23 protein-coding genes are annotated in these 19,199 nt (G+C 53.1%); 16 read left to right on the top strand and 7 right to left on the bottom strand.

From position 1 onward, the window contains the following. Window positions 1-63: 63 nt before the first annotated feature. Window positions 64-1,128: an L-ascorbate 6-phosphate lactonase gene (ulaG, locus tag OGV93_RS16255; RefSeq protein WP_016151424.1), complete on the bottom strand. Its 1,065-nt coding sequence runs from the start codon at window positions 1,126-1,128 to the stop codon at window positions 64-66. A 367-nt stretch (window positions 1,129-1,495) separates the two neighbouring features. Between ulaG and ulaA the strand changes: the two genes are divergently transcribed. From ulaA to OGV93_RS16225, 6 genes are read left to right on the top strand one after another with little or no spacing between them, the layout of a single operon-like run. Next, the gene (gene ulaA, locus OGV93_RS16250; protein WP_016155515.1) at window positions 1,496-2,893 is read left to right on the top strand and encodes a PTS ascorbate transporter subunit IIC; all 1,398 of its coding nucleotides are present in this window, start codon (window positions 1,496-1,498) and stop codon (window positions 2,891-2,893) included. Window positions 2,894-2,908: 15 nt separating this feature from the next. After that, window positions 2,909-3,214 carry a PTS ascorbate transporter subunit IIB gene (ulaB, locus tag OGV93_RS16245; protein ID WP_016151426.1) on the top strand — a complete coding sequence of 102 codons (306 nt, stop codon included), beginning with the start codon at window positions 2,909-2,911 and terminating at the stop codon, window positions 3,212-3,214. An 11-nt stretch (window positions 3,215-3,225) separates the two neighbouring features. After that, on the top strand, window positions 3,226-3,693 hold the full coding sequence (gene ulaC, locus OGV93_RS16240; RefSeq protein ID WP_287109770.1) for a PTS ascorbate transporter subunit IIA: 468 nt from the start codon (window positions 3,226-3,228) through the stop codon (window positions 3,691-3,693). Window positions 3,694-3,705: 12 nt separating this feature from the next. Beyond that, on the top strand, window positions 3,706-4,356 hold the full coding sequence (ulaD, locus tag OGV93_RS16235; protein ID WP_094168552.1) for a 3-keto-L-gulonate-6-phosphate decarboxylase UlaD: 651 nt from the start codon (window positions 3,706-3,708) through the stop codon (window positions 4,354-4,356). 9 nt (window positions 4,357-4,365) lie between these two features. Next, window positions 4,366-5,220: an L-ribulose-5-phosphate 3-epimerase gene (locus OGV93_RS16230; RefSeq protein ID WP_080859608.1), complete on the top strand. Its 855-nt coding sequence runs from the start codon at window positions 4,366-4,368 to the stop codon at window positions 5,218-5,220. Further along, window positions 5,220-5,906, top strand: coding sequence for an L-ribulose-5-phosphate 4-epimerase (locus OGV93_RS16225; RefSeq protein WP_287109767.1), 687 nt, complete (start codon window positions 5,220-5,222; stop codon window positions 5,904-5,906). Before OGV93_RS16230 ends, OGV93_RS16225 begins: the two co-directional genes overlap by 1 nt. A 130-nt stretch (window positions 5,907-6,036) precedes the next feature. On the opposite strand, the gene yjfY is transcribed toward OGV93_RS16225, so the two are convergent. Then, a complete protein-coding gene (yjfY, locus tag OGV93_RS16220; protein WP_016155520.1) occupies window positions 6,037-6,312 on the bottom strand; it encodes a DUF1471 family protein YjfY in 276 nt (91 codons plus the stop codon). Window positions 6,313-6,609: 297 nt separating this feature from the next. Between yjfY and OGV93_RS16215 the strand changes: the two genes are divergently transcribed. From OGV93_RS16215 to OGV93_RS16190, 6 genes are all read left to right on the top strand, one after another. Next, entirely contained in the window at window positions 6,610-7,374 is a 765-nt protein-coding gene (locus tag OGV93_RS16215) for a TSUP family transporter (RefSeq protein WP_016151432.1), read from the top strand. A 159-nt stretch (window positions 7,375-7,533) separates the two neighbouring features. Beyond that, entirely contained in the window at window positions 7,534-7,929 is a 396-nt protein-coding gene (rpsF, locus tag OGV93_RS16210) for a 30S ribosomal protein S6 (RefSeq protein ID WP_016151433.1), read from the top strand. A gap of 6 nt (window positions 7,930-7,935) precedes the next feature. Then, window positions 7,936-8,250: a primosomal replication protein N gene (priB, locus tag OGV93_RS16205; protein WP_003025674.1), complete on the top strand. Its 315-nt coding sequence runs from the start codon at window positions 7,936-7,938 to the stop codon at window positions 8,248-8,250. 4 nt (window positions 8,251-8,254) lie between these two features. Further along, the gene (rpsR, locus tag OGV93_RS16200) at window positions 8,255-8,482 is read left to right on the top strand and encodes a 30S ribosomal protein S18 (RefSeq protein ID WP_000135199.1); all 228 of its coding nucleotides are present in this window, start codon (window positions 8,255-8,257) and stop codon (window positions 8,480-8,482) included. A gap of 41 nt (window positions 8,483-8,523) precedes the next feature. Continuing rightward, entirely contained in the window at window positions 8,524-8,973 is a 450-nt protein-coding gene (rplI, locus tag OGV93_RS16195) for a 50S ribosomal protein L9 (protein WP_003025676.1), read from the top strand. Window positions 8,974-9,116: 143 nt separating this feature from the next. Then, window positions 9,117-10,040 carry a DMT family transporter gene (locus tag OGV93_RS16190; protein ID WP_016151434.1) on the top strand — a complete coding sequence of 308 codons (924 nt, stop codon included), beginning with the start codon at window positions 9,117-9,119 and terminating at the stop codon, window positions 10,038-10,040. Window positions 10,041-10,094: 54 nt separating this feature from the next. On the opposite strand, the gene OGV93_RS16185 is transcribed toward OGV93_RS16190, so the two are convergent. Beyond that, complete coding sequence (locus OGV93_RS16185) at window positions 10,095-10,745, bottom strand: LysM-like peptidoglycan-binding domain-containing protein (protein ID WP_016151435.1); 651 nt, start codon at window positions 10,743-10,745, stop codon at window positions 10,095-10,097. A gap of 219 nt (window positions 10,746-10,964) precedes the next feature. Between OGV93_RS16185 and bamJ the strand changes: the two genes are divergently transcribed. Both bamJ and cycA read left to right on the top strand, forming a co-directional pair. Beyond that, on the top strand, window positions 10,965-11,585 hold the full coding sequence (gene bamJ / locus OGV93_RS16180) for a BamJ family beta-barrel-assembly machinery protein (protein ID WP_003025685.1): 621 nt from the start codon (window positions 10,965-10,967) through the stop codon (window positions 11,583-11,585). Window positions 11,586-11,894: 309 nt separating this feature from the next. Then, on the top strand, window positions 11,895-13,304 hold the full coding sequence (gene cycA, locus OGV93_RS16175; protein ID WP_016151437.1) for a D-serine/D-alanine/glycine transporter: 1,410 nt from the start codon (window positions 11,895-11,897) through the stop codon (window positions 13,302-13,304). Window positions 13,305-13,384: 80 nt separating this feature from the next. On the opposite strand, the gene ytfE is transcribed toward cycA, so the two are convergent. After that, window positions 13,385-14,047, bottom strand: a complete 663-nt coding sequence (ytfE, locus tag OGV93_RS16170) for an iron-sulfur cluster repair protein YtfE (RefSeq protein WP_003025690.1) — start codon at window positions 14,045-14,047, stop codon at window positions 13,385-13,387. 244 nt (window positions 14,048-14,291) lie between these two features. On the opposite strand from ytfE, the gene OGV93_RS16165 reads away from it, so the two are divergent. After that, window positions 14,292-15,845: a methyl-accepting chemotaxis protein gene (locus tag OGV93_RS16165; RefSeq protein ID WP_046275835.1), complete on the top strand. Its 1,554-nt coding sequence runs from the start codon at window positions 14,292-14,294 to the stop codon at window positions 15,843-15,845. A 63-nt stretch (window positions 15,846-15,908) separates the two neighbouring features. On the opposite strand, the gene OGV93_RS16160 is transcribed toward OGV93_RS16165, so the two are convergent. The 3 genes from OGV93_RS16160 to OGV93_RS16150 form a co-directional block, all read right to left on the bottom strand. Then, complete coding sequence (locus OGV93_RS16160) at window positions 15,909-16,874, bottom strand: DMT family transporter (RefSeq protein WP_016151440.1); 966 nt, start codon at window positions 16,872-16,874, stop codon at window positions 15,909-15,911. Window positions 16,875-16,950: 76 nt separating this feature from the next. After that, window positions 16,951-17,775, bottom strand: a complete 825-nt coding sequence (locus OGV93_RS16155) for an AraC family transcriptional regulator (RefSeq protein ID WP_016155523.1) — start codon at window positions 17,773-17,775, stop codon at window positions 16,951-16,953. Window positions 17,776-17,856: 81 nt separating this feature from the next. Continuing rightward, window positions 17,857-18,705, bottom strand: a complete 849-nt coding sequence (locus tag OGV93_RS16150) for an SDR family oxidoreductase (RefSeq protein ID WP_046275833.1) — start codon at window positions 18,703-18,705, stop codon at window positions 17,857-17,859. Window positions 18,706-18,790: 85 nt separating this feature from the next. Between OGV93_RS16150 and OGV93_RS16145 the strand changes: the two genes are divergently transcribed. Next, window positions 18,791-19,195 carry a winged helix-turn-helix transcriptional regulator gene (locus OGV93_RS16145; protein WP_016151443.1) on the top strand — a complete coding sequence of 135 codons (405 nt, stop codon included), beginning with the start codon at window positions 18,791-18,793 and terminating at the stop codon, window positions 19,193-19,195. Window positions 19,196-19,199: the final 4 nt, after the last annotated feature.

Genomic DNA, 19,199 nt, shown 5'->3' with positions numbered 1-19,199 from the left:
AATAGCCTGGAAATACTAAAGTAAATGGGAAAAATGCCGGAATGGCCCGGCATTTTGTAGGGGTCACAAGAAGGATTTAAACGGCAGATCCGGTTCAATCGTGAAGCAGTCATCAAAGCCGCGCGGGTAGTGATATTCAAAGTTATCTTTGTCCAACGGCCAGGTGAACTTACCGCCCACCTGCCAGATAAACGGCTTAAAGCCATACTTCAGTCGATCTTTTTTCATCTCCCACAGTACGCGGATCTCCTGAGGGTCGGCCTGGAAGTTTGACCAGATGTCATGATGGAAAGGGATCACCACTTTCGTATTCAACGCTTCCGCCATGCGCAGCATGTCGGAGCTGGTCATTTTGTCCGTAATCCCGCGCGGATTCTCACCATAGGAGCCGAGCGCAACGTCGATCTGGTGCTCGTTGCCATGCTTTGCGTAGTAGTTAGAGTAGTGCGAGTCTCCGCTGTGGTACAGCGTACCGCCCGGTGTTTTGAACAGGTAGTTTACCGCACGTGCATCCATACCATCCGGTAGCACACCTGCCGCTTTTTGATCGGCAGGTAGCGTGATTAATGCCGTACGATCAAACGCGTCAAGCGCATGAATTTCAATATCTTTCACTTTCACCACATCGCCTGGTTTTACCACGATGCAGCGCTCTTTTGGCACACCCCAACCGATCCACAGATCCACACAGGTTTGCGGCCCGATAAATGGCACGTCATCAGCGCAGTTTTGCATGACGGCGGCCGCGACATTCACGTCGATGTGATCGTTATGATCGTGTGTCGCCAGCACCGCATCGATCTGTCGAATTGCAAACGGATCAAGAACAAACGGCGTGGTGCGCAGGTTTGGCTGCAGTTTCTTCACCCCAGCCATACGCTGCATCTGGTGGCCGGTTTTCATTAGCGGGTTACCGTGACTCTGTTTACCCGTTCCGCACCAGAAATCGACGCAGATGTTCGTCCCGCCTTCCGACTTCAGCCAGATGCCGGTACAGCCAAGCCACCACATAGCGAATGTGCCCGGGGCGACCTGCTCCTGTTCGATCTCTTCATTCAGCCAACTTCCCCACTCCGGGAATGTGCTCAGGATCCATGATTCACGCGTGATGCTTTTTACTTTACTCATCGCATTTACCTTCATATTTATTCAGATTAAGTCAATTTATGATTTGTTTTGATTGATATTGACATCATTTTTTCAAGAAGGCAATGCGTTGATTTTTGGTGTTCAGCGGGGAAATGTGAGCAAATCACAGCGTGACAGGATGGTTTACTTGAATGTTTGATTTGTATTTTATTGTTTTAATAGAGTTTATTTTGGAAGTGATGAATTAGAAGTAAAGCCACTCTGCAAGTGTGTGAATTATTTGCGTACTGCATCACATTTAATCAAATTCAATCTTGTTGTGATTACTTTTGAAAACTAGAGTGAGGGCACAACATCCTGGGCATCTGTAATGAATGTTCAGCAACTTCGTCTACTGGAGATCGTTATGGAGATCCTCTACAACATCTTTACCGTCTTTTTTAATCAGGTTATGACCAACGCGCCCTTGCTGTTGGGTATTGTGACCTGTCTTGGTTACATCCTGCTGCGTAAAAGCGTCAGCGTTATTATCAAAGGCACGATCAAAACGATTATCGGTTTTATGTTGCTGCAAGCGGGATCGGGCATTCTGACCAGCACGTTTAAACCGGTGGTGGCGAAGATGTCCGAAGTTTACGGTATCAATGGTGCGATTTCCGATACCTATGCCTCCATGATGGCAACCATCGAACGTATGGGCGATGCCTATAGTTGGGTGGGTTATGCTGTGCTGTTGGCGCTGGCGCTGAATATTTGTTACGTACTGCTACGGCGTATTACCGGCATTCGCACCATCATGCTGACCGGCCACATAATGTTCCAGCAGGCGGGCCTGATTGCCGTCTCTCTCTACATCTTCGGTTACCCGATGTGGACCACCATCATCTGCACCGCGGTGCTGGTGTCCCTCTACTGGGGCATTACTTCCAATATGATGTACAAGCCGACGCAGGAAGTGACCGACGGCTGCGGTTTCTCCATCGGTCACCAGCAACAGTTCGCTTCATGGATTGCCTACAAAGTCGCGCCTTATCTGGGTAAGAAAGAGGAGAGTGTTGAAGATCTGAAGCTGCCGGGCTGGCTGAATATCTTCCATGACAACATCGTTTCTACCGCGATTGTTATGACCCTCTTCTTCGGCGCGATCCTGCTCTCTTTCGGCATTGATGTGGTTCAGGCGATGGCGGGTAAAACCCACTGGACGGTCTATATTCTGCAGACCGGTTTTTCGTTTGCCGTCGCTATTTTCATCATCACTCAGGGCGTACGTATGTTCGTTGCTGAGCTTTCAGAAGCGTTCAACGGTATCTCTCAACGTCTGATCCCGGGTGCAGTGCTGGCTATCGACTGCGCGGCGATTTATAGCTTTGCGCCCAACGCGGTGGTCTGGGGCTTTATGTGGGGCACCATCGGCCAACTGATTGCTGTGGGCATCCTGGTGGGTTGCGGCTCTTCTATTCTGATTATCCCTGGCTTTATTCCGATGTTCTTCTCGAACGCGACTATCGGCGTGTTTGCTAACCACTTTGGCGGCTGGCGCGCGGCGCTCAAGATTTGCCTGGTGATGGGGATGATCGAAATCTTCGGCTGCGTCTGGGCGGTGAAGCTCACCGGGATGAGCGCCTGGATGGGCATGGCGGACTGGTCAATTCTGGCGCCGCCGATGATGCAGGGCTTTGCCTCCATCGGCATCGTGTTTATGGCCGTCATTATTCTGATTGCACTGGCTTATATGTTTTTCGCAGGACGCACCTTGCGCGCTGAGGAAGACGCAGAAAAACAACTGGCAGAACACTCTGCTTAATAAGGAGTTCCGATTATGACCGTACGTATTTTGGCTGTATGTGGCAATGGGCAGGGGAGTTCCATGATCATGAAGATGAAGGTGGATCAGTTTTTAACCCAGTCAAATATTGACCATACGGTAAACAGTTGCGCAGTAGGCGAATACAAAAGTGAACTGAGCGGCGCGGATATCATCATCGCTTCTACCCATATCGCCGGTGAGATTACCGTATCGGGCAATAAATATGTTGTTGGCGTACGCAACATGCTGTCTCCCGCCGATTTTGGACCAAAACTGCTGGAAGTGATCAACGCGCATTTCCCTCAGGACGTGAAGTAAGGAGGCGGCCTATGAAATTACGTGATTCGCTGGCAGACAATAACGCCATCCTTTTACAGGCCGAGGCCAGCTCCTGGCAGGAAGCGGTAAAGCTGAGCGTGGATCTGCTGGTTAAGGCTGATGTGGTTGAACCACGCTACTACCAGGCCATCCTCGACGGAGTCGAACAGTTCGGCCCGTATTTCGTGATTGCGCCCGGCCTGGCAATGCCGCACGGCCGTCCGGAGGAGGGGGTCAAGAAAACCGGTTTTGCGCTGGTGACGCTGAAAACACCCCTGGTGTTTAACCACGAAGATAACGACCCGGTCGACATCCTGATCACTATGGCGGCAGTAGACGCCAACACACATCAGGAAGTCGGCATCATGCAGATCGTGAATCTCTTTGACGACGAAGCCAATTTCGACCGTTTACGTGCCTGCCGTACCGCGCAGGAAGTGCTGGATTTAATTGATAACGCCACTGTGGCGGCTGTTTAAAAGGATACCAAAATGTCATTACCTATGTTGCAGGTTGCGCTGGATAACCAATCAATGTCTTCCGCCTATGAAACGACGCGTCTGATTGCCGAAGAGGTCGATATCATTGAAGTGGGCACGATTCTTTGCGTGGCAGAGGGGGTGCGCGCCGTACGCGATCTGAAGGCGCTTTATCCGCATAAAATTGTGCTGGCAGACGCCAAAATCGCTGACGCGGGTAAAATCCTCTCGCGCATGTGTTTCGAAGCCAACGCTGACTGGGTTACCGTCATCTGCTGCGCGGATATCAACACCACCAAGGGGGCGCTGGAGGTGGCGAAAGAATTTAATGGCGACGTGCAGATTGAACTGACTGGTTACTGGACCTGGGAGCAGGTGCAGGAGTGGCGTGACGCGGGCATTGGGCAAGTGGTATATCACCGCAGCCGTGACGCGCAGGCGGCGGGTGTGGCATGGGGAGAGGCAGATATTAGCGCCATCAAACGCCTTTCTGATATGGGCTTTAAGGTCACCGTCACCGGCGGCCTGGCGCTGGAGGATCTGCCGCTGTTCCAGGGGATCCCTATCCACGTCTTTATTGCCGGACGCAGCATTCGCGATGCTGCCTCTCCGGTAGACGCTGCGCGTCAGTTCAAACGTTCCATCGCCCAACTGTGGGGATAAGGAGCGACTATGTTGTCGAAACAGGTCCCGCTCGGTATCTATGAAAAAGCGCTCCCCGGCGGGGAGTGCTGGCTGGAACGCTTGCAGCTGGCGAAGGAACTGGGCTTTGATTTTGTCGAAATATCGGTTGATGAGACCGACGATCGCCTGGCGCGTCTTGACTGGCGCCGCGAGCAGCGACTGGCGCTGGTGGCCGCTATCGCCGAGACAGGGATACGCGTACCGTCCATGTGCCTGAGCGCTCATCGTCGTTTCCCGCTTGGCAGTGAAGATGATGCGGTGCGCGAACAGGGGCTGGAGATCATGCGTAAAGCCATTCAGTTTGCGCAGGATATCGGTATTCGCGTTATTCAACTGGCGGGTTACGACGTCTATTACCAGCAGGCCAATAACGAAACGCGTCGTCGGTTTCGCGATGGGCTGAAAGAGAGCGTGGAGATGGCGAGCCGCGCGCAGGTGACGCTGGCGATGGAAATCATGGATTATCCGCTGATGAATTCGATCAGCAAGGCACTGGGTTATGCCCACTATCTCAACAATCCGTGGTTCCAGCTGTATCCCGATATTGGCAATTTGTCGGCGTGGGATAACGACGTGCAGATGGAGCTGCAGGCTGGGATGGGTCATATCGTTGCCGTACACGTGAAGGATACCAAACCCGGTGTATTCAAAAATGTGCCGTTTGGTGAAGGGGTTGTTGAGTTCGAACGTTGTTTTGCGACGCTCAAACAGAGTGGGTACTGCGGACCATACCTGATTGAGATGTGGAGTGAAACGTCGGACGACCCGGCACGTGAAGTCGCGAAGGCGCGCGACTGGGTGAGGGCGCGAATGGCCAGCGCAGGTCTGGTGGAGGCGGTGTAATGCAAAAACTTAAACAGCAGGTTTTTGAGGCCAATATGGATTTGCCGCGCTACGGGCTGGTGACGTTCACCTGGGGGAACGTCAGCGCCATTGACCGCGAGCGCGGTCTGGTGGTGATTAAGCCTAGCGGCGTCGACTACCAAACGATGCAGGTAGATGACATGGTGGTTGTGGATCTGGCCGGCAACGTAGTGAAAGGGCGCTATCGTCCTTCTTCTGATACCGCCACCCATCTGGAGCTGTATCGCCGCTATTCTTCTCTCGGCGGCGTGGTGCACACCCACTCAACCCACGCGACGGCATGGGCGCAGGCGGGTCTGGCAATTCCCTCGTTCGGCACGACGCATGCGGATTACTTCTTTGGCGATATTCCCTGCACCAGGGCGTTAACTGAAGCTGAAGTTCAGGGCGAGTATGAGCTAAATACCGGCAAGGTGATTGTCGAAACGCTGGGGGAGGTGGAACCTTTGCATACGCCTGGCGTAGTGGTGTACCAGCATGGCCCGTTTGCCTGGGGCAAGGATGCTCACGATGCGGTACATAACGCCGTGGTGATGGAGGAAGTGGCAAAAATGGCATGGATTGCGCGTGGTATTAATCCGGCTCTTAGCCCCATCGACAGTTATCTGATGAATAAGCATTTCATGCGTAAGCACGGTCCAAACGCCTATTACGGACAGAAGTAACGACTAAGTCCTGGAGCCCAATCATTCCGGGGATGTTATTGATCTGGCTGTGGGACTTTGTTGCAAAAAAAGCCCCCTGTGAAGGGGGCAAATTAAACTGCGGCAATGTTCTCGTTGGTTATTTCTGGTGCTAGCGGTAAATATCTGCACTGGCGTGCATATTTCCGTTACTACCGGGTTCCCTGGTGAGGATCACGTGGTAGTAGGTTGCGCCTTGCGCATCGGTCTCTTCATTCAGGGCCTGAGTGGCTTCACTTTCAGTGGCGAAGTTATGATTTATGTAAATGACGCCTAAGCTCTGCACATCATCCATATTCCTGGCCTGATGATTGTCAATTTTGATGGCTGCCGTTGCATTTGCACTAAGCAAAAGCATAGCCAGAAGGGTCAAAACACGGGCTCGCATATGTACCTCCTCGACTGCGGTCTCTGGTTGCCTCTCTCCTGTGAGTGATTAGCTTCTGATGTAATTTTAACCGTTACCGGCGCAGTCGATAGCGACCATTTCTGATGCAGTTGTTCAAAAAATTACCGCATGACCATCTTTTCTTTTATTAACAGGCCGCTGGTGTGTACCGCGCGGTGAAAAATACCTGTCTTTCGCGCATAAGCACTTACCAAATAGTCAATTTAATCGGGTGAGTACGCCGTTTATAGTGAGCCGGATAATTAATATAACTTTATGATAATAAGGCAAAAACTTATGGATACTTCATTCATGGATTTCAGCTACTTTGTGATTATGTTTATGGTCGCGCTGGTGGCAGGCTTTATTAACGTGGTGTCGGGCGGCGGTGGTTTTCTCTCGATTGGCGCACTGTTAATTTCTGGTTTACCCCCGGCGAATGCGCTGGCAACCAATAAAATTCAGGCGCTGGGCAGCTCGCTGACCTCCGGGATTTATTTTTTACGCCGGGGGCATATCAACGTGCAGGAGCACAAGTATGTGTTTTTATCTGCCTTTATCGGTTCTGCGATGGGAACGACGCTTATCCAGTTCATTGAACCGGAACTGCTGAAGAAACTGCTCCCGATCCTGATTATCGCGGTCGCTATCTACTTTATTTTTGCGCCAAATCTCAGCGAACCGAAAAGAAAGCAGCAGGTATCCCTGTTTCTCTTCTCGCTGATCGGCGGGGGATGCATTGGCTTTTATGACGGCTTTCTCGGTGCCGGGGCTGGCTCCTTTTATACCCTCAGCTATATCCTGCTGTGGGGATACAGCATCGATAAGGCGCAAATTCACTCGAATTTTATTAACCTGGCATCCAACATCGCCTCGATATTGTTCTTCATTTTTGGCGGTAAAATGATCTGGTCACTGGGGCTGGTGATGTTTGCCGGGCAGTCCCTCGGCGCACGTCTTGGCGCGACGGTCGTACTAACGCGCGGCAAGAAAGTTATCCGACCCATGATTGTCATTGTCTCCATTTGCATCAGCGTCAAAATGCTGCTGGATATGTATTAATGGCGACATGATAAATAATCGTACAATTACCTTGAGTTTAGTGGCAGGCGCCAGTATTATGACGCGTCAATTTTTCAGCCGACCTTTAACACGTTCCTTGCCTCCCCGGGCCTCGGCTGACCCAGACAGGAGGCTGAATAATCCGTAAGGAGCAATTCGATGCGTCATTACGAAATCGTTTTTATGGTCCATCCTGACCAGAGCGAACAGGTTCCGGGTATGATCGAACGCTACACTGCTGCCATCACTGGTGCAGAAGGCACGATCCACCGTCTGGAAGACTGGGGCCGCCGTCAGCTGGCTTACCCGATCAACAAACTGCACAAAGCTCACTACGTTCTGCTGAACGTTGAAGCGCCGCAGGAAGTGATCGATGAGCTGGAAACTACCTTCCGCTTCAACGATGCCGTTATCCGCAGCATGGTTATGCGTACTAAACACGCTGTTACCGAAGCATCTCCGATGGTTAAAGCGAAAGACGAGCGTCGTGAACGTCGCGATGATTTCGCTAACGAAACCGCAGATGATGCTGAAGCTGGGGATTCTGAAGAGTAATTTCTGATGACCAACCGTCTGGCGTTGTCCGGCACCGTGTGCAGGGCTCCCCTTCGAAAGGTCAGTCCATCAGGAATTCCTCATTGCCAGTTCGTGCTTGAGCATCGTTCTGTGCAGGAGGAAGCCGGGTTTCACCGGCAGGCGTGGTGCCAAATGCCCGTTATTATTAGCGGACACGAAAACCAAGCCATTACTCACAGTATAACGGTCGGTAGCGCAGTGACCGTTCAGGGGTTCATCTCTTGCCACAAGGCAAAGAACGGCCTGAGCAAAATGGTTCTGCATGCCGAGCAGATTGAATTGATAGATTCTGGAGACTAGCCATATGGCACGTTATTTCCGTCGTCGCAAGTTCTGCCGTTTCACCGCGGAAGGCGTTCAAGAGATCGACTATAAAGATATCGCTACGCTGAAAAACTACATCACCGAAAGCGGTAAGATTGTCCCAAGCCGTATCACCGGTACCCGTGCAAAATACCAGCGTCAGCTGGCTCGCGCTATCAAACGCGCTCGCTACCTGTCCCTGCTGCCGTACACTGATCGTCATCAGTAATCGGTCACGGTCCATTAATACGACTTTGAGAGGATAAGGTAATGCAAGTTATTCTGCTTGATAAAGTAGCAAACCTGGGTAGCCTGGGTGATCAGGTTAACGTTAAAGCGGGCTATGCTCGTAACTTCCTGGTACCACAGGGTAAAGCTGTTCCTGCTACCAAGAAAAACGTTGAATTTTTCGAAGCGCGTCGCGCTGAGCTGGAAGCTAAACTGGCTGACGTTCTGTCCGCTGCTGAAGCTCGTGCTGAGAAAATCAACGCACTGGAAACCGTAACCATCGCGTCTAAAGCTGGCGACGAAGGTAAACTGTTCGGTTCCATCGGTACTCGCGACATCGCTGACGCTGTAACTGCAGCTGGCGTTGAAGTAGCTAAGAGCGAAGTTCGTCTGCCGAACGGCGTTCTGCGTACCACTGGTGAGCACGAAGTGAGCTTCCAGGTTCACAGCGAAGTGTTTGCTAAGCTGACTGTAAACGTAGTTGCAGAATAAGTTTTTATTCTGATTACCGCGTAAAAGCGCCGGCCTCGTGTCGGCGTTTTGCTTTTCTGTTCCCTCCGCTTTTCGCTCTGGCTATTCTTTATCCTTTTCGGGATAATCATAAAAATAAAACATTATTTCAAAGTGGTGATGGAATGGAACCAACGCACCAACCTCTGTTTGCGCGTAAAAATGTTGTCTACCTGAGCGCAGCGTTCTGCTGTCTGCTGTGGGGGAGCGCCTATCCGGCGATCAAAAGCGGATATGAGATCTTCCAGATTGCCACGGATGACATTCCCTCAAAAATTGTCTTTGCCGGCTATCGCTTCCTGTTTGCTGGATTATTGCTGCTATTGCTGGCGGTGGCGCAGCGTAAACCGATTGGCCGGTTAAGCCCGCGTCAGTACGGTCAGCTCACGCTATTGGGACTGACGCAAACCTCGCTGCAATACATCTTCTTCTATATTGGCCTGGCGTTCACGACGGGGGTCAAAGGGTCGATCATGAACGCGACCGGCACCTTCTTCAGCGTGCTTCTGGCCCATTTTATCTATCAGAACGACAAGCTGAGCTACAACAAAGTGCTGGGCTGTATCCTGGGTTTTACCGGCGTAATGGTGGTGAACTTTAGCAGCGGACTGGATTTTAACTTCAGCCTGTTAGGGGACGGTTCAGTGGTGATGGCGGCCTTTATTCTTTCTGCCGCCACGTTATACGGTAAACGCATTTCTCAGACGGTAGACCCGACGGTAATGACAGGATATCAGTTGGGTGTCGGCGGTCTGGCGCTGGTTATCGGCGGCTACGCTTTTGGTGGCACGCTGACCGTACACGGCGCGTCTTCAGTGGCGATTCTGGGCTACCTGACGTTACTCTCTTCGGTCGCTTTTGCGTTGTGGAGTATTCTGCTCAAGCATAACCGCGTGGGGATGATTGCGCCGTTTAACTTCCTGATCCCGGTTTCGGGGGCGGTTCTGTCGGCGATATTCCTCGGCGAAAACATTCTCGAATGGAAATATGCGCTGGCGCTGGTGCTGGTCTGTTCCGGGATCTGGTGGGTGAACAAGGTGAAGCGCTGACGCTTCACCTTGATGTCTGATGCGCTGTGTTTATCAGGTCTACAGGTGTGCCGGTTAACGGGCGCGAATAAAACTGCCGTTAGGTTGTCGAGTAAACAGTACCTGCTGACCATTACCGGTATCAATGGTTAATCCCGTTACCACGCCGTTGGCATTCTGCCTGATTTGTACCATCTGGCCGTCTTTCAGGTTGCTCAGCGGTTTTCCGGCACCTTCAACCTGCGCCATTGCGTATACATCGGTTGGCGGGAGGTTATGGTCACGGAATACCTGCGCCAGCGTTTTGCCCGAGTCTACGCGATAGGAGCGCCACTGCTGCTCAATTCCACTATCCTGTTGGAAAGGTTGCGTCTGCGGCTGAGATTGCTGAGCCTGCGGCTGCGCGTCTGGTTCTCCTTCCTGAATTGGCTCAGGCGCAAGCGGAGCGACCTGGCCCGGATCGTTTTGCGGGGCGACCAACTGTGCCTGCAGTTGAGCTTCGGTCGGCGGCTGCGATTGTGACTGCAAATCCAGCTGGGCAGTACGCGTAACCACAGGGGCATCGCTGGTGTCACTGGAGGGCAGCAGGAAGCCTATCACCAGCACGATAGCAGCAATTATAATGCCGCGTCGGTGCATAGGCGGTAGCGGATCCATAATGCGAAAATTGTCCGGTGCATGCCAGATTTTCGCCAGGGTTGGTTTTAATTCAAAGCGCCCGGGCATGGCTTTCCTCCTGCTCCGCGTCTCGTTCCTCGATCATAGAGTATAGATGGCTAATGCTATGATGTTCGTCATATTACCCGCTTTCGTGACGTCAACGCGGGGTATTCCTATTGTTTATGTTTCCTCGCGATTTGTCATCTGTTCCCGAGACAAAGTTTTACCGGATGCGGCATGGCTGATATGCTGCCCGCTACTTTACATCCGATGAAAGGAAATATGATGGCTAACCCGACTTTTGACACTATCGAAGCGCAAGCAAGCTACGGCATTGGTTTGCAGGTAGGACAACAGCTGAGTGAATCCGGACTGGAAGGACTGTTGCCTGAAGCGCTGGTAGCGGGTATCGCTGACGCGCTGGAAGGTAAGCACCCGGCAGTGCCGGTTGATGTTGTGCATCGCGCACTGCGTGAAATCCACGAACGCGCTGATGCAGTACGTCGCGAGCGTTTCCAGGCTATGGCGGCTGATGGCGTCAAATATCTGGAAGAAAACCGTGAGAAAGAGGGTGTGAACAGCACTGAATCCGGTTTGCAGTTCCGTGTTCTGACTCAGGGCGAAGGTGCTATTCCTGCGCGTACTGACCGCGTTCGCGTGCACTACACCGGTAAACTGATCGACGGTACCGTGTTTGACAGCTCTGTCGCACGCGGCGAACCGGCTGAATTCCCGGTTAACGGCGTGATCCCTGGCTGGATTGAAGCGCTGACCCTGATGCCGGTAGGTTCCAAATGGGAACTGACTATTCCTCAGGAACTGGCTTACGGCGAGCGTGGCGCTGGCGCGTCCATTCCTCCGTTCAGCACGCTGGTGTTCGACGTTGAGCTGCTTGAGATCCTGTAAGCAGTGACTTCTGTTCCCTCCGAGGCCGGGGGGAACAAAAAAATAGCGTGAAAAGCTATAGTTACGTGGTTGTCGATATTTTATTTTGCAAATGCCTCGTTAGCGTGTATTTTTGTGAGCTGATTCGCGCTATCAGAGTGATATGACACTCACTTTAAACATTAAATTAACATTATATCTAAATCTTAGTATTCATCCCGCCAATTCTTACCTAATATCGATGAGTCCTGATAATCAGGAACGTCGTATCATAGACACACTAAAGGCCGTAGAGCCTGAACAACACAGACAGGTACAGGAAGAAAAAACATGGTAGATCAGGTAAAAGTCGACGCCGCTGAAGAGGCTTCGTCTGAACAGTCGCTACGGCGCAATCTCACAAACCGTCATATTCAACTTATTGCTATTGGTGGTGCTATTGGTACCGGCCTGTTTATGGGCTCTGGTAAAACCATCAGCCTCGCCGGACCGTCGATCATCTTTGTGTATATGATTATCGGTTTTATGCTGTTTTTCGTGATGCGTGCAATGGGTGAATTGCTGCTCTCGAATCTGGAGTACAAATCTTTTAGTGATTTCGCCTCTGACCTGCTCGGGCCATGGGCCGGGTATTTTACCGGCTGGACTTACTGGTTCTGCTGGGTTGTTACCGGGATGGCAGACGTTGTCGCCATTACGGCGTATGCGCAATTCTGGTTCCCCGAACTTTCAGACTGGGTCGCCTCGCTGGCGGTGATCGTGCTGCTGCTGAGCCTCAACCTTGCCACTGTAAAAATGTTCGGTGAGATGGAGTTCTGGTTTGCGATGATCAAAATCGTCGCCATCATCGGCCTGATTGTCGTTGGTCTGGTGATGGTGTTGACGCACTTCCAGTCGCCAACCGGCGTTCAGGCATCGTTCACGCATCTGTGGAATGACGGTGGCTGGTTCCCGAAAGGTCTGAGCGGCTTCTTTGCTGGCTTCCAGATAGCCGTGTTCGCGTTTGTGGGTATTGAGCTGGTGGGAACGACCGCAGCGGAAACCAAGGACCCGGAGAAATCTCTGCCGCGCGCCATTAACTCGATTCCGATCCGTATCATCATGTTCTACGTTTTTGCGCTGATCGTGATTATGTCTGTAACACCGTGGAGCTCGGTAGTGCCAACCAAGAGCCCATTCGTTGAACTGTTTGTGCTGGTCGGGCTGCCTGCCGCGGCGAGCCTGATCAACTTTGTGGTGCTGACTTCAGCTGCCTCTTCCGCAAACAGTGGCGTGTTCTCTACCAGCCGTATGCTGTTCGGCCTGGCACAGGAAGGCGTAGCGCCTAAAGCATTTGCCAAACTGTCTAAACGCGCAGTTCCGGCGAAAGGTTTAACCTTCTCCTGTATCTGTCTGCTGGGCGGCGTGGTGATGCTTTACGTGAACCCGAGCGTGATTGGCGCGTTCACCATGATCACCACCGTGTCGGCGATTCTGTTCATGTTCGTCTGGACCATCATTCTTTGCTCGTACCTGGTGTACCGCAAGCAGCGTCCGCACCTGCATGAAAAATCAATCTACAAGATGCCGCTAGGCAAGCTGATGTGCTGGGTATGTATGGCGTTCTTCGTCTTCGTACTGGTACTGCTGACGCTGGAAGATGATACCCGCCAGGCGCTGATCGTGACGCCGCTGTGGTTCATCGCGCTGGGTCTGGGATGGTTGTTTATCGGTAAGAAACGTATGGCAGGTATGCGTTAATTTTAGTGCCCGGTAGCGCGATGCTTACCGGGCCTGAATTCCGTAGGCCGGATTCGCGTTAGCGCTATCCGGCGATATCTTTACTCCCCGGCGAGAGCTCGCGGGAACAACACATTATTTTCCAGACTGATGTGTTCCATCAAGTCGTCGATCATCTCGTTAATGCCGTTATACATGGCTTTCCAGGTGGTGCAGGCTTCTGGCGGCGGCGTCACGTTATGGGTGATGTGTTTGATCACTTCGACCAGTTCACCGGCATCGTCATGTTCGCTTTCCATCACGCTGATTGGTCCCATCGCCTGGCTACCCATGCCCTGTTTGATCATCGGGAACAGGATCTGCTCTTCTTTCATCATGTGGCTGGACAGCTCTTCATGCAGCATGGTCAGGTTTTTCGCCAGACCGCGTGGTACGTTCGGTTTATCTGCGTGAACGCGTTCAACTTTCGTGGCCTGCAGAATCAGTTCCGGCAGCTGTTCGCGGTGTCTGTCGTGATAACGCACGATGATATGATCGATGATTTCAGCCAGTGCCACGGTACGCCAGTCTTTCTCCAGCGGCTGTTCAGCCAACTGCGCGAGCTGTGCCTCAATAACGTCTAAATCCAGCTCTTTACGCGCAGCAGCGCGTGCCAGCGTTTGCTTACCGCCGCAGCAGTAATCCATATCGTATTTACGAAACAGGGCCGAAGCGCGAGGAATAGAGAGCGCCAGTTCACCTAAAGGTTGATCGCGATAAGACATTGCCGTTACCTCATTCTCAATAATATAAGATGTATATTAAATGCAACTTATAGCGAAGGATATAACCCTTTCGGGGTGGGGTGTTTTGTAAGGAATGTCACGAAAATTTCTTGTTTCGTTAAGGTGCTGAATCTTATTAGAAAGGAGAGGGGCGGCGAAAAAAGCCGCGCGACAGGATTAAATAAGCGCACGCCGCTGCCGATAGTTAGACCTCAGACAATACCTGCATAATAAAAGGCTACAGATGTTTAAACGAATCAAAGTGATAACCTTACTTATCACCGTGTTACTCGCCCTGGGCGCGATGCAGCTCATCTCCGCGGGCGTCTTTATTGGCGCGCTCAATAACGATAAGCAAAACTTTAACGTCTCTCAGCTTTCCAGCCAGAACGTGGCCGAGTTTACCGATGCGTGGATTAGCCTGAACCAGGCTCGCGTCACGCTCAACCGGGGCATGTTGCGTTTACAGGGAACGATGGCTAGCGAGATTAACGGCGGTCAGTTGAAGGAACTGGTGAACACGGCAAATCGCCTGTTGGCCGAATCGAAAGAGCATTACGATAAATACTACGCCCTGCCGGAAACGCCGGGGCTTGATGAACATCTGGCCGATCGACTGGAAGAGCAGTACGGCATCTATTCTGCGACGCTGGCTAAAATGAACGCGCTGCTGGCTGAAGGTAAGCTGGAAGAGATGTTCAAGCAGAATGCCGAGCAAAAGCAAACGGCCATGCAGGAAGTCTATCGGGAATGGCGTAGCGCGCAAACGGCGCTGGCCACTGCCGGAGTGCAGGACAATGAGAGTGATTACCAGAAGATAATCTGGCTGTTATCCGCCGTGATGCTGATTGTCGTCACCGTGATTATCGCCAGCTGGCTGGCAATGCAGCGAGTGCTGCTCAAGCCTCTCCACGAAGTGATGGGGCATATTCGCCACATTGCTGCGGGTGATTTGACGCACAGCATCAACGCAGATGGCAGCAATGAGATGGCGCTGCTGGCAGTCAACGTTCGCGACATGCAGCAGGCGCTGGCGAACACAGTCAGCGTGGTGCGTGACGGGGCTGACACCATCTATACCGGCGCAGGTGAAATTGCCGCCGGCAGTAACGATCTCTCTTCACGTACCGAGCAGCAGGCCGCCTCTCTGGAAGAGACTGCTGCCAGCATGGAACAACTCACCGCTACCGTGAAGCAGAACGCGGATAACGCGCGTCAGGCGACCAGTCTGGCAAAAAATGCCTCACAGACGGCGCAGAAAGGCGGAACCGTGGTTGATGGCGTAGTGCGTACGATGGATGAAATTGCCACCAGTTCCAGCAAAATCGCGCAAATTACCAATGTTATCGACGGCATTGCCTTCCAGACCAATATTCTGGCGCTGAACGCGGCAGTAGAAGCGGCGCGTGCGGGCGAGCAGGGGCGCGGGTTTGCCGTGGTCGCTGGCGAGGTCCGTACACTGGCACAGCGTAGCGCTCAGGCGGCGAAAGAGATTAAGGCACTGATTGATGACTCGGGGAATCGGGTGAATGCCGGTACGGCGCTGGTGCATGAAGCGGGTGAAACGATGGCGGAAATTGTGAGCGCCGTGACCCGTGTGACCGACATCATGGGCGAGATAGCTTCGGCCTCTGATGAACAGAGCCGGGGTATCGATCAGGTAGGTCAGGCGGTTGCCGAGATGGATCGCGTGACGCAGCAAAACGCCTCGCTGGTGGAGGAGTCAGCTTCCGCCGCCGCCGCGCTCGAAGAGCAGGCAGCACGACTGAATCAGACCGTAGCGGTGTTTAAAGTTTAACGTCTACTCCGGCCTACAAAATAATATCTTGTAGGTCGGATTAGCGCAGCGCCGTCCGGGCCATTATGATTGTGGAACCACGACGACGCTTGGTTTCTGTGGTTTGGCTCTGACGGCTATGACCACCCCAACAATCAGCAGCGCAATGCCGCTTACCGTCAGCAGCGGCGGGAATTCCTGGCGCAGGATAAAGGTGTACACCAGGCCAGCCAGCGTTTCGAAGACAATCAGCGGGCCGAGGATCACCGTCGGCAATTTTTGGCTGGCGACGTTCCAGCACAGTGCGCCAACCCACGAACACAATACCGCAATCGCTATCATCAGGCCGATAAACACGCCCGGACGCGGGCCGAAGGGCAGGGCAAAGTCCGGCGTTTGCCCGTTCAGCCACAGGCAGGCTGCAATATAACCGAGCAGAGAAACAGGCAACGTTACCAGTGCCTGGGCCGTCGCCCACATCATCGGGTGCTTATCTGGATTCTCGCGCAGCCAGCGGGCATTACGCAGCGCATACCACGCCCAACACACTACCGAGATCAGCGCCAGCGCGATTCCAGAACCATAACGCCAGCCGCTAAAGTCGGGTAAGCCTTGATTCAGCTCCGAGATATTCACGCACAGCAGACCGATACCAATCAGCACCAGCGCAGGCGACAGACGCCACCATGATAATTTGCCGTCGCGCTGGCTGTAGAGCAGGTTAGCGAAGACCGGGATCACAACCGGCAATGTACCAATAATCATCGTTGAAACCGGCGCGCCAGTGCGCTGGATGGCGCTTGCCAGGCAAACGTAATAAATCAGATTACCCATCATCGTTAGCGCCAGCGCAGTGACCCAGTCTTTACGCGTCAACTGACGCAAGCGCACACGTCCCAGCCAGGCAATCGGCAACGCTATTAGCCCCAGCGCCAGATAGCGTCCCATCGACTGCAATACCGCCGGGTATTCCGGTACGATCAGCGGCCCAACAAAAATTAATCCCCACATCAGCCCAGCCAGCAGGGCATACAACACGCCGCTAATCATTTTTGACATCCACATCGCTTAACAATAAGTCGAGTGTAGGCAGGAAAAATGCAGCCGTATTGTATGAGATTGCTGTTCAACGCCGGACGACTTGTTTCTGATAACGTACCGGCGTAATACCGTAGCGATGGGTAAACGCGCGGGTGAGATGCGACTGGTCGGTGAGGCCGGTTGCGGCAGCGACCTCCGCGGCGGGCATTCCGTGAGTGAGAAAACCCTTGGCTCGCCACAGGCGGATCGCCATCAGCATCTGGTGCGGCGTGACGTGGAAATGAGATTTAAACTGGCGCTGAAAATGCCAGGGGCTCAGCGCTGCAACCCGCGCCAGTTCGTCGAGCGTGACCGGGTGCATATAATTATCGTGCAAATACTCGCGTACCCGTTCAAAGCGATGCGCTCCCTCCGGTAATACCGGCGCATGGCGGGCCAGCGGCTGGAACGTGTCGATCAGATCGAGTAATAGCCCTTTTTGCGCCAGCGGATCCTCAGTGTTCCACAGGCCATGAATCAGCGAGCAGATCTGGCGCGAGCGTAGCGGATCGTGACGCGTTACGTCATGAAACCACCAGTGGCGGATCCCGGTGACTTCTTCCAGAAGATCGGGCTCAAGATAGATCATCCGATAGCGCCAGCCGTCGGCGGTTTCCGCTTCGCCGGTATGTAGCTCATCGGGATTCATGGTGACGACAGAATGGGCGGGGGCCACGTACTGCGTGCCGCGATAGCGAAAACGTTCGGCTCCGGCTTCTATCGCGCCAATACCAAACGCTTCATGGGTGTGGGGTTCAAAGGCGTAACGCGAGATGTGCGCATGATACAGCTCAACGCCCGGCACCTGTGCCAGATGGCGAAAGCGGGCGCTGTCTTTCTCATCAATAAACTGCTCAGGTACACCTTGCACGTCTTCTCTCCCCACGCATCATCATGTCATTATCAGAGAGGATGCGCGAGGATGCCACCACAATTAACTAATTTTTAACACTTACACGATGCCTTTGACGCTGTCTGCCAGCGACGTGGTTGGGCGACCAATCAGTTTGCTCAGCGTATGGCTGTCGTCGAAGAGGCCACCTTTAGAGGCGCCAACGTCTGAGTCAGCCAGCATGTCCGCCAGTCCGGCAGGCAGACCAACACCTTTCAGCGCGGCGGCAAAATCAGCTTCGCTCAGGTTTTGATACACCACTTTTTTACCGCTCTGTTTTGCCAGTTCGGCCGCCAGCTGGCTCAGGGTCCAGCCTGCGTCGCCCGCCAGTTCATAGATTTTACCGGCATGACCGTCTTCACTGATGACGCGCGCAGCGGCAGCGGCATAGTCGGCACGGGTTGCCGAGGCGATTTTGCCTTCTCCCGCCGCCCCAATAAACACGCCGTGTTCCAGCGCGGCTGGTGCGCTGGCGAGATAGTTTTCGGTGTACCAACCGTTACGCAGCAGCGCGTACGCGATACCGGATTCAGCCAGCATCTTCTCGGTTGCGACATGCTCATCAGCCAGCCCCAGCGGGGAGCGATCGGCGTGCAGCAGGCTGGTGTAGGCGATAAATTTCACGTGGGCCGCTTTCGCCGCGTTAATCACGTTGCGATGCTGCGGGGCACGTTGTCCCACTTCGCTGGAGGAGATTAGCAGTAACTTGTCTATCCCCTGTAAGGCCGTGGTAAAGGCAGCTTCATCACTGTAATCCGCCTGACGAACGGTAATGCCCTGCTGGCTAAGCGCCGTCGCTTTAGCAGGATTACGCACAATAGCCACAATCTGGCTGGCAGGAACGGTTTTCAGTAGCGTTTCAATAACGTGTTGGCCCAGTTGGCCAGTGGCACCAGTAATCGCGATCATAGGATAACTCCTTTGGTATTGGTCTTGTGTTTAATCACATTAACACCTAAACTTACTTTTAGTAAGTACGTACAAAAAGGTTAGTATGAAAATGACAGCTTTGACGCTCTCCCAGCAATTACGTGATGGCAACTTGTTTGCCGAGCAGTGTCCCTCCCGCGAGGTGTTAAAACACGTCACCAGCCGCTGGGGTGTATTGATTCTGGTGGCGCTGCGCGACGGTACGCACCGTTTCAGCGATTTGCGCCGTAAGATGGGCGGCGTCAGTGAAAAAATGCTGGCGCAATCCCTGCAGGCGTTAGAACAGGACGGGTTTATCAATCGGGTGTCATATCCGGTGGTACCGCCGCATGTGGAGTATAGCCTGACACCGTTGGGTGAGCAGGTGAGCGAAAAAGTCGCAGCGCTGGCGGACTGGATAGAGGTGAATTTGCCGCAGGTTTTGGCAAATCATACCGTTAAGAACGAAGACGTCCCGGCATCAGCGTAAACGA

Source organism: Citrobacter sp. Cb031 (assembly GCF_030336725.1).
GTDB classification, from domain to species: Bacteria; Pseudomonadota; Gammaproteobacteria; order Enterobacterales; family Enterobacteriaceae; genus Citrobacter; species Citrobacter braakii.
The sequence above is the reverse complement of the archived record's forward strand: the minus strand, read 5'-3'. Positions and strand labels throughout refer to the sequence as shown.

Bases quoted from the DNA above. Each gene is read 5' to 3' on its own strand.
- yjfY (WP_016155520.1), bottom strand. From the start codon at position 6,312: ATGCGAGCCCGTGTTTTGACCCTTCTGGCTATGCTTTTGCTTAGTGCA.
- OGV93_RS16150 (WP_046275833.1), bottom strand. From the start codon at position 18,705: ATGATCGCGATTACTGGTGCCACTGGCCAACTGGGCCAACACGTTATT.
- rplI (WP_003025676.1), top strand. From the start codon at position 8,524: ATGCAAGTTATTCTGCTTGATAAAGTAGCAAACCTGGGTAGCCTGGGT.
- OGV93_RS16225 (WP_287109767.1), top strand. From the start codon at position 5,220: ATGCAAAAACTTAAACAGCAGGTTTTTGAGGCCAATATGGATTTGCCG.
- bamJ (WP_003025685.1), top strand. From the start codon at position 10,965: ATGGCTAACCCGACTTTTGACACTATCGAAGCGCAAGCAAGCTACGGC.
- cycA (WP_016151437.1), top strand. From the start codon at position 11,895: ATGGTAGATCAGGTAAAAGTCGACGCCGCTGAAGAGGCTTCGTCTGAA.
- ulaC (WP_287109770.1), top strand. From the start codon at position 3,226: ATGAAATTACGTGATTCGCTGGCAGACAATAACGCCATCCTTTTACAG.
- rpsF (WP_016151433.1), top strand. From the start codon at position 7,534: ATGCGTCATTACGAAATCGTTTTTATGGTCCATCCTGACCAGAGCGAA.
- ytfE (WP_003025690.1), bottom strand. From the start codon at position 14,047: ATGTCTTATCGCGATCAACCTTTAGGTGAACTGGCGCTCTCTATTCCT.
- OGV93_RS16185 (WP_016151435.1), bottom strand. From the start codon at position 10,745: ATGCCCGGGCGCTTTGAATTAAAACCAACCCTGGCGAAAATCTGGCAT.
- OGV93_RS16190 (WP_016151434.1), top strand. From the start codon at position 9,117: ATGGAACCAACGCACCAACCTCTGTTTGCGCGTAAAAATGTTGTCTAC.
- OGV93_RS16160 (WP_016151440.1), bottom strand. From the start codon at position 16,874: ATGATTAGCGGCGTGTTGTATGCCCTGCTGGCTGGGCTGATGTGGGGA.
- OGV93_RS16165 (WP_046275835.1), top strand. From the start codon at position 14,292: ATGTTTAAACGAATCAAAGTGATAACCTTACTTATCACCGTGTTACTC.
- ulaB (WP_016151426.1), top strand. From the start codon at position 2,909: ATGACCGTACGTATTTTGGCTGTATGTGGCAATGGGCAGGGGAGTTCC.
- OGV93_RS16215 (WP_016151432.1), top strand. From the start codon at position 6,610: ATGGATACTTCATTCATGGATTTCAGCTACTTTGTGATTATGTTTATG.
- ulaG (WP_016151424.1), bottom strand. From the start codon at position 1,128: ATGAGTAAAGTAAAAAGCATCACGCGTGAATCATGGATCCTGAGCACA.
- OGV93_RS16145 (WP_016151443.1), top strand. From the start codon at position 18,791: ATGAAAATGACAGCTTTGACGCTCTCCCAGCAATTACGTGATGGCAAC.
- rpsR (WP_000135199.1), top strand. From the start codon at position 8,255: ATGGCACGTTATTTCCGTCGTCGCAAGTTCTGCCGTTTCACCGCGGAA.
- OGV93_RS16230 (WP_080859608.1), top strand. From the start codon at position 4,366: ATGTTGTCGAAACAGGTCCCGCTCGGTATCTATGAAAAAGCGCTCCCC.
- ulaA (WP_016155515.1), top strand. From the start codon at position 1,496: ATGGAGATCCTCTACAACATCTTTACCGTCTTTTTTAATCAGGTTATG.
- ulaD (WP_094168552.1), top strand. From the start codon at position 3,706: ATGTCATTACCTATGTTGCAGGTTGCGCTGGATAACCAATCAATGTCT.
- priB (WP_003025674.1), top strand. From the start codon at position 7,936: ATGACCAACCGTCTGGCGTTGTCCGGCACCGTGTGCAGGGCTCCCCTT.